This is a genomic window from Mesorhizobium sp. B2-1-3A (assembly GCF_006442655.1).
Classification (GTDB): domain Bacteria; phylum Pseudomonadota; class Alphaproteobacteria; order Rhizobiales; family Rhizobiaceae; genus Mesorhizobium.
Genome location: NZ_VFWK01000003.1, coordinates 720,580 through 734,327, shown reverse-complemented (window position 1 = coordinate 734,327; position 13,748 = coordinate 720,580). Strand labels below are relative to the sequence as shown.

14 protein-coding genes are annotated in these 13,748 nt (G+C 63.0%); 8 read left to right on the top strand and 6 right to left on the bottom strand.

Translation table 11 applies throughout. From position 1 onward, the window contains the following. Positions 1-68: 68 nt before the first annotated feature. Genes FJ977_RS14875 through FJ977_RS14855 form a run of 5 tightly spaced genes read left to right on the top strand, consistent with a single transcriptional unit; the run spans position 69 to position 4,048 of the window. Complete coding sequence (locus FJ977_RS14875; RefSeq protein ID WP_140772480.1) at positions 69-287, top strand: 2-hydroxymuconate tautomerase; 219 nt, start codon at positions 69-71, stop codon at positions 285-287. Beyond that, entirely contained in the window at positions 284-1,039 is a 756-nt protein-coding gene (locus FJ977_RS14870) for an SDR family NAD(P)-dependent oxidoreductase (protein ID WP_140772478.1), read from the top strand. Before FJ977_RS14875 ends, FJ977_RS14870 begins: the two co-directional genes overlap by 4 nt. Before the next feature lie 44 nt (positions 1,040-1,083). Further along, positions 1,084-2,109, top strand: a complete 1,026-nt coding sequence (locus FJ977_RS14865; RefSeq protein ID WP_246683105.1) for an ABC transporter permease — start codon at positions 1,084-1,086, stop codon at positions 2,107-2,109. 16 nt (positions 2,110-2,125) lie between these two features. Beyond that, positions 2,126-3,625: a sugar ABC transporter ATP-binding protein gene (locus tag FJ977_RS14860; RefSeq protein WP_181179838.1), complete on the top strand. Its 1,500-nt coding sequence runs from the start codon at positions 2,126-2,128 to the stop codon at positions 3,623-3,625. A gap of 18 nt (positions 3,626-3,643) precedes the next feature. Next, entirely contained in the window at positions 3,644-4,048 is a 405-nt protein-coding gene (locus FJ977_RS14855; protein WP_202325741.1) for a heme-binding protein, read from the top strand. 83 nt (positions 4,049-4,131) lie between these two features. Here the strand turns inward: FJ977_RS14855 and FJ977_RS14850 are convergent, their stop codons facing one another. Genes FJ977_RS14850 through FJ977_RS14825 form a run of 6 tightly spaced genes read right to left on the bottom strand, consistent with a single transcriptional unit; the run spans position 4,132 to position 9,670 of the window. Continuing rightward, on the bottom strand, positions 4,132-4,572 hold the full coding sequence (locus tag FJ977_RS14850) for a DMT family transporter (protein WP_140772474.1): 441 nt from the start codon (positions 4,570-4,572) through the stop codon (positions 4,132-4,134). Next, positions 4,566-5,468, bottom strand: a complete 903-nt coding sequence (locus FJ977_RS14845; RefSeq protein ID WP_210243839.1) for an amidohydrolase family protein — start codon at positions 5,466-5,468, stop codon at positions 4,566-4,568. The genes FJ977_RS14850 and FJ977_RS14845 overlap by 7 nt, the downstream gene beginning before the upstream one ends. A 21-nt stretch (positions 5,469-5,489) precedes the next feature. Next, the gene (locus FJ977_RS14840) at positions 5,490-5,924 is read right to left on the bottom strand and encodes a gluconate 2-dehydrogenase subunit 3 family protein (protein WP_140772470.1); all 435 of its coding nucleotides are present in this window, start codon (positions 5,922-5,924) and stop codon (positions 5,490-5,492) included. Next, on the bottom strand, positions 5,924-7,591 hold the full coding sequence (locus FJ977_RS14835; RefSeq protein WP_140772468.1) for a GMC family oxidoreductase: 1,668 nt from the start codon (positions 7,589-7,591) through the stop codon (positions 5,924-5,926). The genes FJ977_RS14840 and FJ977_RS14835 overlap by 1 nt, the downstream gene beginning before the upstream one ends. A 25-nt stretch (positions 7,592-7,616) precedes the next feature. Continuing rightward, positions 7,617-8,042, bottom strand: a complete 426-nt coding sequence (locus FJ977_RS14830) for a gluconate 2-dehydrogenase subunit 3 family protein (RefSeq protein ID WP_140772466.1) — start codon at positions 8,040-8,042, stop codon at positions 7,617-7,619. Beyond that, a complete protein-coding gene (locus FJ977_RS14825; protein ID WP_140772464.1) occupies positions 8,039-9,670 on the bottom strand; it encodes a GMC family oxidoreductase in 1,632 nt (543 codons plus the stop codon). Before FJ977_RS14825 ends, FJ977_RS14830 begins: the two co-directional genes overlap by 4 nt. Positions 9,671-9,892: 222 nt before the next feature. Here FJ977_RS14825 and FJ977_RS14820 point away from each other — a divergent pair, with 222 nt between their 5' ends. From FJ977_RS14820 to FJ977_RS14810, 3 genes are read left to right on the top strand one after another with little or no spacing between them, the layout of a single operon-like run. Continuing rightward, complete coding sequence (locus FJ977_RS14820; protein ID WP_181179837.1) at positions 9,893-10,660, top strand: electron transfer flavoprotein subunit beta/FixA family protein; 768 nt, start codon at positions 9,893-9,895, stop codon at positions 10,658-10,660. Positions 10,661-10,663: 3 nt separating this feature from the next. Beyond that, positions 10,664-11,605 (top strand): electron transfer flavoprotein subunit alpha/FixB family protein, encoded by a 942-nt coding sequence (locus tag FJ977_RS14815; protein WP_140772460.1) that lies wholly within the window; start codon positions 10,664-10,666, stop codon positions 11,603-11,605. 1 nt (position 11,606) lies between these two features. After that, the gene (locus tag FJ977_RS14810) at positions 11,607-13,544 is read left to right on the top strand and encodes a (Fe-S)-binding protein (protein ID WP_181179836.1); all 1,938 of its coding nucleotides are present in this window, start codon (positions 11,607-11,609) and stop codon (positions 13,542-13,544) included. Positions 13,545-13,748 lie beyond the last annotated feature (204 nt).

Sequence of the window (13,748 nt, the reverse complement as noted above, 5' to 3'; positions counted from 1 at the left end):
GCCGAAATGGGGCCGGGCTGGACCCGGCCCCTCATGATCGTGTTGACCAGGTCTTTGTGGAGTAGGCGATGCCTGTCGTTCAGGTGAATATCAAGGATGGGCGGACGCTCGACCAGAAGCGCGAACTGGTTTCGCGCATCACGGATGCGCTGGTCGACGTCTGCGGCGCGGCCAGGGACCGTGTCCACGTCATCATCAACGAAGTTGCGGAAGAGAGCTGGGGTCGCGGGGGGCAACTGCTGTCCGACATCGCCGCAATAGCCGTTCGGGAAAAGGAACGAAAATGAGTGGACGTCTGAGCGGAAAGCGCATCATCATCACGGGCGCCGTCGATAATATCGGCAAGGAAGCCGTGCGTGGCTTCGTGGCCGAGGGTGCAAGAGTCGTCATCGGCGACAGGGATGAAAGAGGTGCGGCCACGGCGCATGAGTTTGGCGGCGCGGTGCATTTCATAAAGGTCGATGTCACTGAGGAAGGCAGCGTGCGGTCGCTGATCGAAGAGGGTGCCGCATGGCTCGGAGGGCTCGATGTCCTCTGCCAGAACGCTGGTCTCCAGCATTCAGGCGCCGTGACCGACTTCGATGCCGCGAAATGGGATGCGCTCTTCGCCGTCAATGCGCGAGCCCATTTCTTTGGCGCGAAGTACGCGGTTCCGATGCTGCGCAAGAACGGGAAGGGGTCGATCATCAACACCTCCTCGCTGGCCGGCAAGCGCGGCGGGCCGGGGATGACCGCCTATTCGGCCTCGAAAGGCGCGGTGATAGCCTTCACCACAGCGCTCGCGATGGAGTTGGCGGCCGACAATATCCGCGTCAACGCGATTTGTCCGGGTTGGGTCGATACCGCCTTCAACCAGCCGGCGATCAATTTCATGGGTGGCCTCGACGCCCAGGCGAAAGCCGTGTCCTCGGTGGTGCCCATGGGCCGGCAGGCCCTGAGCAGCGAGATCGCGCCGATGTTCGTCTATCTCGCCTCGGACGAGTCCTCTTACATGACCGCACAGGCGATCACGATCGATGGCGGCGTCTACAATTCCTGAGTCCTCTCGCTGAGAAGCTCGGATCGGCCTGGGAGGAGAATGAGATGGCACAGTCAACAGCTGAAATCGGTTCGGGGACAGTCGCGATGCAAGGCAAACCGAAGCAGGATCGAGGATCGCCTCTGGTCAATTTTCTGCGCCGCTGGGGTACGATCGTCGTCATCGTCGCTACCGGCATCGGCTTCGCGCTTGCCTCGCCCTGGTTCCTGACGCTGTCGAACTTCAACAACATCCTGTTCTCGATGATCGTCAGCTGCCTGGTTTCCGTCGGGCTCACCTTCGTGGTGGTCGGTGGCAGTTTCGACCTCTCCGTCGGTCTGACGGTAACCACGACGTCGATCGTAACCGCCTTTCTTATCCCGATCGTCGGGCCGTGGCTGGCAATCGTCGGCGCCTTGTTCGTCGGCGCCTTCATCGGCCTGCTCAACGGCTTCCTGGTCACCTACGGGCGGCTGTCCGGCATCGTCGTCACGCTCGGCATGATGTTCGTGCTCGGCGGCATCAACATCTTCCTTACCGATGGCTACCAGATCGCCGTCGACTACAAGGAAACGGCGTTCGCCTTCATCGGCCAGGGCAAGATCGGCTTCGTCGCCTTTCCGGTCCTGATCCTGCTGGCAGTGGTGGCGCTGATGCATGTCATCTCGACACGCACCAAGCCCGGGCACTACATCGCCGCCGTCGGCGACAATCCCATGGCTGCCTACTATTCGGGCGTGAAAGTTTATCACTGGTTGATCCTGGCCTTCATACTGGCTGGCGTCATGTCGTCGATCGGCGGGATCATCCTGACCTCCGTCTCCTCCTCGGCGCAGCCGGTGGGTGGCGAAGGATATCTGCTGGAGGCGTTCGCCGCGGTGTTCCTGGGCGCGACCGTGCTCGGCAAGGGCAAGCCGCACGTGTTCGGCACGCTGCTCGGCGTCTTCTTCATTTACATGGTCAATTCCGGAATGAGCATGGTCGGCTTCCCCTTCGCCGCGCGTCAGCTGTTCTCGGGCCTTATCCTGATCCTCGCCGTCGGCGCCAATGCGATGCTGAACCGCGAGGAAATCCACCTCAAATTCATCTGAGCCGGAGGACACCATCATGTCGCAATGGCTTCTCGAGGTTCGCAACCTCACCAAGGATTTTAGCGGGACCAAGGTGCTGAAAGGCATCGACCTCGGCTTCCGGCGCGGCGAGGTCCACGGGCTGCTCGGTGAAAATGGAGCCGGCAAAAGCACGTTGATCAAGATCCTGACCGGGGTCTATGGCGCGAGCGGCGGTGAAATCTTGCTGGAGGACAGACCGGTGCGGATCGGCAGCCCGCTCGACGCCCACAGGCTCGGGCTTGGCGCCGTCTATCAGGATGCCGAACTGATCGGGGGATTCACCGTCGGGCAGAATCTGCTGCTTGGCAACGAGCCGGGAAAAGCGCTGATCAGCAACAGGAATATCCATGCTCAGGCGCAGGCAATCCTCGACCGCATCGGCATCGAGATCGACGTCACGCGCCTGGCCAGGACGCTTTCCGCAGCCGAAATGCAGCTCGTCACCTTGGGCACGCTGTTTCACCGCAATTACAAGGTGATCGTTCTCGACGAGCCGACGGCGCGACTGTCGGCGAGCGAGGTGGAGCTGTTGTTCCGGATCATCCAGAACTTCCTGTCGCAAGGCATCACCATCATCTACATCTCGCACCGGCTGGAAGAGATCAAACGCATCTGCGACCGCGTGACTGTCCTGCGCGGCGGCACGGTTTCGGCAACGCTCGACCGTGACGAGATCACCGAGGATCGGGTGACGGAGCTGATGGTCGATCGCAGCCGCAGCGATCTGGAAACCTACAACACCGGCCATTCGACGGCGCAGGTGGTGCTCGAGCTGGAAGCCGTCGGAACGGCCAAGCTCGAACCGCTGTCGCTGAAGGTTCATGCCGGCGAAGTTCTCGGCATCACCGGTCCGGTCGGCGGCGGCATGGAGCAGCTGGAGCTTGCACTCGGCGGGATAGCCGCAGCCTCGGGCACGGTGCGCGTCGATGGGACGGCGCGGCAGATTCCGGATCCGCCCGCCTCCCGGCGGGCGGGCATCGCAGTCATCCCCGAGGACCGGCGCAAGCAGGCGCTGTTCCCCAATCTGACGATGGCCGAAAATATCTGCCTGCCCGTGCTGTCGAAACTGTCCCGATTGGGCCTGGTCAACGGACGCCTCAAGGATGGCTATGCGCAGGCGGTAATGGGCCAACTCAATGTCATGCCACGGCAGCCAGACACCATCGTCAAGTTCTTCTCCGGCGGCAACCAGCAGAAGGCCGTGATCGGCAAATGGCTGAAGGCCGAGGCACGTGTCTACGTATTCGTCGAGCCGACCTCCGGCGTCGACGTCGGCGCGATCAAGGAGATCTACGACATCATTCTGCGGCTGGCCGAAAGCGGTGCGGCGGTGATCATCATCTCCTCGTCGATCAAGGAGATCCTTTCGCTGGCTGAGACGGTGGTGGTGGTCCGCAAGGGCGCGATCGTCCACGAGGCCAGGAAGACGGACTGCAACTACGACCAGCTTCTCGCTCTTTCCATGGGCGGCAGCACAACAGAAATCGCAGCGTAACATCAAGGAGAAGAGGACGTGACGATCACTGCCGAAAAGATACAGGCCGGACTGCAGGCGGGTCTGAAGAAGGCGCGCGAATTGAACTCGCCGTCCAGCATCGCCATCGTGGACGACGGGCGAAACCTGCTGGGTTTCGTGCGCATGGAAGGCGCACTGCTCGCCAGTGTCGAGATCTCGCAAGCCAAGGCCTACACCTCGCGCTCGCTCAACATGAAGACTGGCGACGTGATGCCGTTGGTGCAGCCCGGTGGGCCGCTCTACGGAATGGAGAATTCACACCGCTTGCCGCTGGTGGTGTTTGCCGGCGGCGTTCCGGTTTCACGCGGTGATCAGGTCATCGGCGCCGTCGGCGTGGCCGGTGGCATGCCGCCGGATGACGAGGCGATCGCTTCCGCCGCTGCCGCCGCGATGGCAGGCTGAGCTACCCAAAGACACGATGCGGCTTACCGCGTCCCTCACTTCAGCAATGAGGTGGGGGACGTTGTCGTTGGCCAGACAGGAAGTTAGCCCCTCACGGCGATGATGGCGCCCGCCAGAACAAGGCCGGCGCCGAACAACCTCGACAGGCCAAGCGGATGGCCTGAGGCGCCGAGGACTCCGAAGCGATCCACGAGCAGCGCGGCCCCTATCTGTCCGGCGATGACAAGGCAGATCGCGGTCGTCGTGCCGAGCGCACCGACACTGACGATCGCCCCGGTGACATAGATTGCGCCGAGCAATCCACCAAGCCAGACCCAGCCCGGTATGGATGCGGCCTGTTCTATCGGGGGGAGTGGTGTTCTCAGAAGCAGCTGCGCGGCCATGAGCGCAAGCGTCGCGACAAGGAAGGAGATGCCGGCTGCTGTCAATGGACTGCCAAGACCTGCCGCCAGCCGTCCGTTGACGAGCGCCTGGATCGGCAGGACGGAGCCGGCAACCAGGGCGATCAGAACAGCCTTCAGCATGCATGCTCCTCAGCGCGGGATATTGCCGTGTCAAAGCCGTAGAGCTGCTCCGCGTTGGTTACGAACAGTTTGCGGCGAAGGCCGGGATCCGTGGTCCAGTCCAGTGCCATATCGACCAGGTCGCCGTCATTCGGCATTGGCACCGATATGGCCGGGTGTGGCCAGTCCGTCGCCCACAAGACCCTTTCTGGGTTGGCCGCCAGCAGTGCCTCCGCGAAAGGCCTGACGTCGTCATAGGGCGGACGCGGTATGCCGGTGATGCGATAGGCGCCGGAGAGCTTGACCCAGGCACTGCCTTCGCGAACCAGATCCAAAAGCGCCTGGAAGCCGGGGTCTGCCAGGCCCCTTGCCGTCGGCACGTGGCCGAAATGATCGAAAACCGCCGGCACGCGCAACGCCCGTATCCAATCCGCCAGATCGGCTATCGTCGACACGTCGACGAGGAACTGCAGGTGCCAGCCGAGCTCGCGGATGCGACTGGCCAAGGCGCGGGCCGTCGCAAGGCCGTTGCCGGCCTTGAAGACGAGATTGATCCTGACGCCGCGCACGCCGAGTTCATGCAAGGCGAGCCATTCGCGCTCCGGCAGGGTCTCATCGGCAACGATGACGGCCCGCATGGGAATGCGCGCCTCGCGCAACACGTCGAGTGTACGCCTGTTGTCGGTACCGTAGACGCTGGGTTGCACCACCACGGCCCGGGAAAAACCGATCTTGCGCGCCAGATGCTCGTAGTCAGCAAGGCTGGCGTCAGGGGCGGTGTAGCTTCGGCCGGATGCGAAGGGATAGTCCGGCCGGGGGCCGAAGACATGGAAATGCGTATCGATGGCATTGGCCGGGAGACCGCTCCGAGGCGCTCGCGGCGCAAGGTCTGCTGGCTCGCAGATTGGGATGTCCAAGTGCGGCACCTGAGTGGCCGGTCAGGACTGTGGTGTCGGGCGATAGATCGGGCCGCGGCGCATGGTGCGTTCAAGCATATGGTTCGTCAGATAATCGGCCACGTCATGGGGGTTGTAGGATACGGACTCCTGCCCGGGATAGCCAAGCACCGTGTGCACTTCGGGCGCCATGTAGTAGCCGCCGGAAGCAGCCAGTGTCAGCGCATTGAAGGCCTCCGGATCGTCGCGAGAAAGATCGTTGATGCTCTTTGACAAGGCATCCGCGTCGATACCCGCCAGGCCGCGCCGAAAGCTCTCCACGATGTCGGGCCTGAACGCCAGCACATCGTCAAGCAACTTTTCATGCACGCCGACCGCGGTGGCCGAGGGGAATTGTTTGTAGGCGGGGATCAGCATGTCGGCGATCCGGCCGAAAAGCTTGCGCATATCGGCAGTGATCTGGTTGACGCTGGACATCACGCGGCCTCCAGGTTGCGGCGTTCGGAAATCATGCGACGGGTCTGCCGCAAGGCGACAGACATGATGGTGGCCGTGGGGTTGAGGCCGGCCGAGGTCGGGAATGTGCTGCCGTCGAAGATGAAGAGATTGGGGACGTCGTGGGTCTGGCCCCATTCGTTGACGACCGAGGTTTCGCGGTCGGTTCCCATGACGCAGGTGCCCAGCAGATGCCATCCTGTATCCGGCATCTGATGAACGACCGAGATCTCCACGGCGCCACCGGCCTGACAGGCCTCCGTGCAGCGCTCTTCGTGGAATTTGAGCATGCGTTCGGAGTTCTCGGAGACCTTGTAGATCAACTTGGGAGCGGGGATGCCATCGGTATCGGTCAGTTCGGGATCAAGAAGGACCTGATTGGATTCCTCCGGGAGATCCTCGCCAATGATTCCCCAGACCATGGTGCGGCCGAAGCGGCGGGAAACGAGGTCATGGAGGTTCGTTCCCCACATGTCCTCGACCCTGGCGTTGGGGTCGGCAAAGACCTTGGAACCGACGAAGCTTGTCGCGCCAAGCGGTCCGCCACCCGGCATGGCGCCCCATTTGGCGCCGCGCAAGAAACCACGCTTCTCGTCTGTCTCGTAGAACTCGTAAGAGGAGACATTCTGGCCAAATGGCCCGCGCCACGATTCGAGATCCTCCTCGAACGTGGCCTGCACGGCCGAGAAGGGATGCATCATCAGGCGCTTGCCGACCAGTCCGCTCGAATTGGCGAGACCGTCGCGAAAGCGTGCCGATTTCGACAGCAGGAGCAGTCTCGGCGTGCCGATACCGTTTGCGCACAGGATCACCGTGGCCGCCCGCTGACGCCGCTCGCGGCCATTTTCGTCCATGTAGATGGCACCGGTGGCGAGGCCGCGTTCGTCGACGGTGATTTCCCGCACCCGGGCACCGGTGACGAGGCGGGCGCCAGCCTTGATCGCGTGTGGCCAATGGGTGAGATCGGTGGTCGATTTGGCACCTTCGGGACAGCCGCTCATGCAGGTGCCGCGCCGCACGCAGGCATTCAGGCCATTATAGGGCACAGACGGTATCGCGTTGGTCCCCGGCCACCAATGCCAGCCCATTCTGTCCAGGCATTCCGCAGCCTTATGGCCGACCTTGCCAATCGGCAGGGCAGGCGTCGGGTAGGCCATTTTGGGCGGATAGGCGGGATTGCCGCCCAATCCGGAAACGCCGACTTCGCGTTCGATGACCTCAAGGTGCGGCGCCAGATCCTCGTAGGTGAAAGGCCAATCGTCGGCGATACCGTCAAGCGTACGCACCTTGAAGTCCGACGGCATGAACGGCGTCCAGTGGCCGGCATAGAGCGTGGCGCTGCCGCCGACACCACAGAACATCAGTGGATTGACGTCCGATTCCGTAGTGTTGATGGGATAGTCGCGAGGCATGTCGCGAAAATTGGGATTGGGATGCCACTGCTTCTGGGTGACCAACTCCCATTCGGGGCGCCGGCCGGGATAGCGACCGGCATCCGGCATGTGGCCTTGCTCCAGCGCGACCACCTTGAAGCCGGCCTGCGCCAGATGTTTTGCCGCAACGGAACCGGACGGCCCCGCGCCAATGATCAAAACGTCGGCAATATCCTCCCGCCCGGCGCGAGAGCCGGACGCTGCGATCGCAGCCATGATCTCCTCCTTGAGACAAGCACTATTATTTCGGTGTCGACCGGAAGATCGGACCCCGGTCGATCACCTGCTGCAGCATGCCGTTGGCGACATATTCCGGAACGGCATCCGGGTTTGCTTCGGGGCGACTCTGCTGTCCGGGATAGCCGATCAGGTCCCGCACATGCGGGGTCATATAGTAGCCGGCGGAAGCCACCAGGCCGATCGCGGAGAGCGCATCGGCATCGGTGCGGTTCAGCTCGTTGGCGAGTTCCGACGCGTCGCGTCCGCCAGCCTTCGAAAGGCCGCGCAGGAAATTCTCGCGCAGGTCGGGCCGCAGCTCCAGAATGCGGTCAAGCATATCGCCTTGCACGTTCATCTCGCTGGCCGCGGGCATGCCTTCGGCATTGGGAATGAGTACATCGGCAATGGCCGCGAATGTCTCGCGAATGGTGTCGTCCAACCGGCTCATGCCGCCACCTGCTGATCACGACGGTTGGCGATGAGGTGCTTGACCGAACGCAGCGCCACGGCCGCGATCGTGCCTGTCGGATTGAAGCCGGAGGAGGTGACAAAGACGCTGCCGTCATAGACGAACAGATTCGGCACGTCGTGCGAGCGGCCGTGCTGGTCGACGACCGAGCGCTCGGGATCGTTGCCCATGCGGCAGGTACCCATGAGGTGCCAGCCGCAGTCGCGCATCAGGGGCGTGGTGGAAATGTCCACCGCGCCAGCGGCGAGCATGGCTTCCTTGGCCCGTTCGAGATGGAAGTCGATCATCTTCTTGGTGTTGTCGGAGTTCTTGTAGATGATTTTCGGCGCGGCAATGCCGTCGCTGTCCTTCAACACCGGATCGAGCACAACCGCGTTCGTCTCGTCAGGCAGATCCTCGGCGATGATGCCCCATTCGAAGGCGCGGCCAAAGACCTTGCGGGTGTTGCGGTGCAGATTGGCGCCCCAGGCCTCGTCCAGAGGCTTGCCGCCATAGGCGGCGCGCATGCCGAGCGGGCCACCCGAGGGCATGACCTGCCATTTGGCGCCACGCACGAAGCCGCGCGACTTGTCGGTTTCGTAGAACTGCATCGACTGGATCGTCTGGCCGGCCGGCCCGAGCCAGCTCTCCAGCGATTCGTCGAAATAGCCCGTTACGGCAGCATAGGGGTGCATCATCAGGTTCTTGCCGACCAGTCCGGAGGAGTTGGCGAGCCCGCTGGGGAAACGGCCGGAGGTCGACAATTGCAGCAGGCGCGGTGTGCCGACACCGTTGGCGCAGACAATAACGGTCTGCGCCTTTTGGTGCCGCTCACGGCCCTGGCGATCGATATAGGTGGCACCACTGGCACGGTTCTGGGCATCGAGCGTGATTTCGCGAACACGCGCGCCGGTGATGAGAACGGCCCCGTCGCGAAGCGCGTCGGGCCAATGGGTATGATCGAAGGAGGCTTTCGCGCGTTCGGGGCAGCCGGTCAGGCATGTGCCCCAGCGGACACATTGGTTGCGTCCGCCATAAGGCTTGGAGGGAATGGAATTGGGTGCCGGCCACCAATGCCAACCGAGCCTGTTCATGCCCTCGGCGGCCTTCATGCCGATCTTGCCGATCGGCAGTGGCGGCAACGGCGATGCTTTCCCCGGCGGATAGGCTGGATCGCCGTTCAGCGCCGACACGCCCATCTCAATGTCCATCTGATCGTAGAACGGCTCGAGATCCTCGTAGGTGAAAGGCCAGTCGTCGGCGACGCCATCCAGCGTCTTGACGCGGAAATCCGACGGCATGAAGCGCTGCCAATGCGCCGCATAGAGAATCGTGCTGCCGCCGACGGCGCTGTACATCAACGGGTTCACGTCTGATTCAGACGTGTCCACGGGATAGTCCTGCTCGAGATCGCGAACGTTGGGGTTGGGATGCCAGCGCTTCTGCGACATCAACTCCCATTCCGGCTTGTTGCCCCAGAATTCGGCATTGTCGACACGCCCGCCCTGCTCGAGGCAGACGACGCTGAAGCCGTTGGCGGCGAGGTGCTTCGCCGCAACCGAACCGGATGCGCCGGCGCCAATGATCAAAACATCCGCGACCTGGGGTGGTCTACCCTGGGGTGCCATGCGGTTCCTCCTCCCAAACATCATGACGGGCGGCCCAGAGAGGACTGCCATATCGTCACCTTTGCACACCAAAAACGTTCTGACAACATTGTCGACATTATAGTTGACATTTTTGGTGGCGCGCGCTGTATGGTCGCCAGACGGCTGCGGGAGGCGGCATCAATCCGGGGCTCACGGCACCATCGGAGGCGCGCTGACGGCGCGGCTTTAAGGGGAGGATCAATGCATATTGCGGTTGTTCTGCGCATCGTGCCAGACGTGACGGAAGAGATCGAGATTGCCGGCAACGGCATCGAGATCGATCGCGAATGGATCGGGCTCAAGCTCAACGAGTTCGACGATCATGCGCTGGAAGAAGCGGTGCTCCTCAAGGAGTCGACCGGCGCGCGCGTGACGGCGGTTGCGCTTGCCGGTGACGGCGCGGAACGTCAGTTGCAGACCGCGATCGCGCGTGGCGCAGATGACGCCGTGGTGGTCAATCATGACCAGGAAAGCGCGGTAGGCGCACGCGCCGCCGCGCATCTGCTGGGTTCGGTCCTGAAAAATCTTGGTGCCGACCTGGTGCTGACCGGCGTGCAGACGCCCGAGGATGTCTTCGGGCAGTTGGCGCCGTTCCTGGCGGCGGACCTGCAATGGCCGGTGCTGAACGCGATCAACGGCGTGTCCGCTGCGGAGGGCGGGCTTGAGGTGACGCAGGAATACAGCGGCGGCTATTCCTCCCGCTTCGCCGTGAAACTGCCGGCAGTCCTTGGAATCCAGGCGGCGTCGAAGCCGCCGCGTTACGTCTCGGGCAGCAAGCTGCGCCAGGCAAGCACAGCCACGATCGCCTCGGTGGTGTCGACAGTCCCGGACGGTTTCCGAGCTCAGGTCTCGACGCGCCTTGGCGCGTCTCAATCCGGCACCAAGGCCGACATGATCACCGGAAGCGCCGAGCAGATTGCCGCCAAGCTCGTGGATATGCTCGCCGAACGCGGACTGGTGGGAGCCTGAACGATGAAGATACTCGTCTATATCGATCTTCAGGACGGCGTTCCCACCGCGCTGTCGCGTGAACTTGTGGCCGGCGCGCGCCGGCTCGCCGGGCAGGGCGGCAGCATCGAGTTGGCGCTGATTGGCGGCGACGCCGACGCGGCCAGGAAGCTGGGTGCCTCCCGCGTCTTCACATCGACCCCTTCGCCCTATGATCCCGTGGCGCATGGCGCCTATCTCCAGGGCATCGTGGCCGACAACGGGTTCGACCTCATTGTCTTCGGTTGCACCACCTCGGGTCTCGACCTTGCGCCTGTCCTTGCGTTCCTCAACGACCTGCCGCTTCTCAGCTACTGCACGGCGGTGCGGATTTCCGGCGGCACGGTGGAGGCGGACAGCCAGATCTATGGGGGCAAGCTTGTCTCCACCGCCGAGGCTTCCATGCCTGCCGTGCTCCTCGTGAATGCCGGCGCCTTCAGCGAGGATAATGGCAACCAGGCCGGAAATGCCGAGATCATTCAGCTTCCCGACAGGCCTCAGTCCTCGGTGCGGCTGGTGTCCGCCAATCGGCCGGATCCGAATGCGGTCGATATCACCAAGGCCAGCCGGCTGCTCTGCGTGGGCCGCGGGATTGGCGAGCAGGACGCCATCGAGGAGGCGCGCGAAGTCGCCGATTTGATGGGGGGCGAAATCGTCGGCAGCAGGCCGATCATCGACGCCGGCTGGCTGCCGAAGGAGCGCCAGGTCGGCAAATCGGGCCGCAAAGTCAAGCCGCAGCTGTACCTCGCACTGGGCGTTTCGGGGGCGCCTGAACATATCGAAGGCATGGGGGGTGCGGGCACGATCGTGGCGATCAACACCGACGCCAGCGCGCCGATCTTCGATCATGCGCATTTCGGTGCGGCTGTCGACGTCGCCGATTTCCTGCCTGCCTTCAAGGAGGCTCTGGCCAGGAAGGCCGGCTGACGTGCTTCAGACGCAGCTAGTTCTGACCGCCCTGGTCGCCGCCACCGTCGCCATATCCGGATATCGGTTCTACAGGATCCTGGCGCCCGTGTTCCGGGGGGCGCCCGTATACAGGCTCGACCATCCCGAGCAGCGTGCCGCTGGAGCCGCGGCCGATGTTGGCCTGCACAGACGGCTGTTCCGGAAACGCTATTCCGGGCTGCTCCATGCGATGCTGTTTTCCGGCTTCATCGTGCTCTTCACCGCGATCATCCAGAGCTTCGGTTCCGGATTTTTCCCCGGTTTCTCGCTGGCAGCGATCGGCGGCAACACCTGGATCGCGCTGGCGCAGGACATCTTTGCCGTTCTGATCATCGCGGCGCTGGCGCTGGCGGCGTTCCAGCGCGGCTTTCTGCGGCCGGCTCGCTTCAAGGGCTCGAATGCCATCGATGCTTGGGTGATCTACGGGCTGGTCGGCTGCGTGGTCGGCACGATGCTGCTGGAGAACGCGTTCCATATCGTGGCCGCCGCAACGGCGACATCCTGGCGCCCGGTCTCCGGCGCCATAGCTTCGTTTCTTGTCGTCCTGGGCACAAGCCCGACCGTTGCGGTTGGAGGGGCCGAGCTCTTCTATTGGGCGCATATATGCGCCGTGCTTGCCTTCCTGATCTACATTCCAGGTTCCAAGCATCGCCATATGTTCCTGGCCATTCCCAACATCTATTTCCGCAACATCGGGCCAAAGGGCCTGCTCACGCCCGCCGGCTCCGAGGCTGCGGGTATTACCGACATCGATCAGTTCCACTGGAAGCACAAGCTCGACCTGGTTTCGTGCACCGAATGCGGCCGGTGCCAGGAGGCGTGCCCGGCCAACGCCGCTGGCCTTCCGCTCAGCCCGAAGAAGCTGATCATGGATCTGCGTGATCATATGATGGACCGCGAACGCGGCAATTGCCGCGACGTGCCGCTGATCGGCGGGGTGATCAAGGAAGAGACGCTTTGGGCGTGCACCACCTGTCGCGCCTGCATGGACGTTTGTCCCGTCCATATCGAGCCGATGACCAAGATCATCGAAATGCGTCGCAGCCTGATTGAGGAAGGCGATGTCGAGCCGATGCTGCAGGATTCGCTGGCGAGCCTGCAGCGCAACGGCAACTCCCTGGGCAAGCCGGCGCGCCAGCGCGCCAAATGGACCCGGGACCTGGACTTCAAGATCAAGGACGCGCGCGAGGAGCCTGTCGACATCCTCTGGTTCGTTGGCGATTACGCGTCCTTCGATGCCCGGGTCCAGCGCATCACGCTGAAGGTGGCGCGCGTGCTGCACGAGGCCGGAGTGGACTTCGGTATCCTCTATGACGCAGAACAGAACAGCGGCAACGATGTCCGCCGCGCCGGTGAGGAAGGCGTCTTCGAAGTGCTGGCCCGCCAGAACATCGAAGTGCTCGACGCTTGCCAATTCAACCGGATCATGACGACCGATCCGCACAGCCTGAACGCGCTTCGGCAGGAATACCGCTTCTTCGACCGCAACTACGAGGTGATCCACTATACGCAGTTGCTGCTGGAGCTTCTGGAGGCGGGCCGGCTAAAGCCTTTGGCCAACGAGGGAGGGGTCGTCACCTATCACGATCCCTGCTACCTCGGCCGCTACAATGGCGGCTTCGACGCTCCGCGCGAAATCATCCGCAAAGCGGGCTACGACCTGCATGAAATGGGCCGCTGCCGGGAGAACAGTTTCTGCTGTGGCGCCGGCGGCGGGCGTATCTGGATGGACGACAGCAAATCGGTTGAACGGCCGAGCGAGAGCCGCATCAAGGAGGCGCTGGCTCTGGGCGATGCCAGACAGTTTGTCGTGGCCTGCCCGAAGGACACGGTCATGTACACGGCGGCGGTTCAGGCGCTTGGCGTCGGCGACCGCATCACCGTGCGCGACATGATCGATCTCGTCTACCCGTCCTGATCCCGCTGGCGCCCTACCAGGACCCAGCAGGCGGCACCTTTGCCACCGAGGATAGCTCAGCAGGCGGAGAGTTCGGGCGTTAGAGCGGTTCAGCGTTTCACGGAATCGCAGAACCGCTCTAACTATTTGTTTTTACGCAATTCCCAAGGGCAAGCGCTACGCGCTTGTCCCGGGAAAACCGTTTCACACTTTTCCTGGAATTGC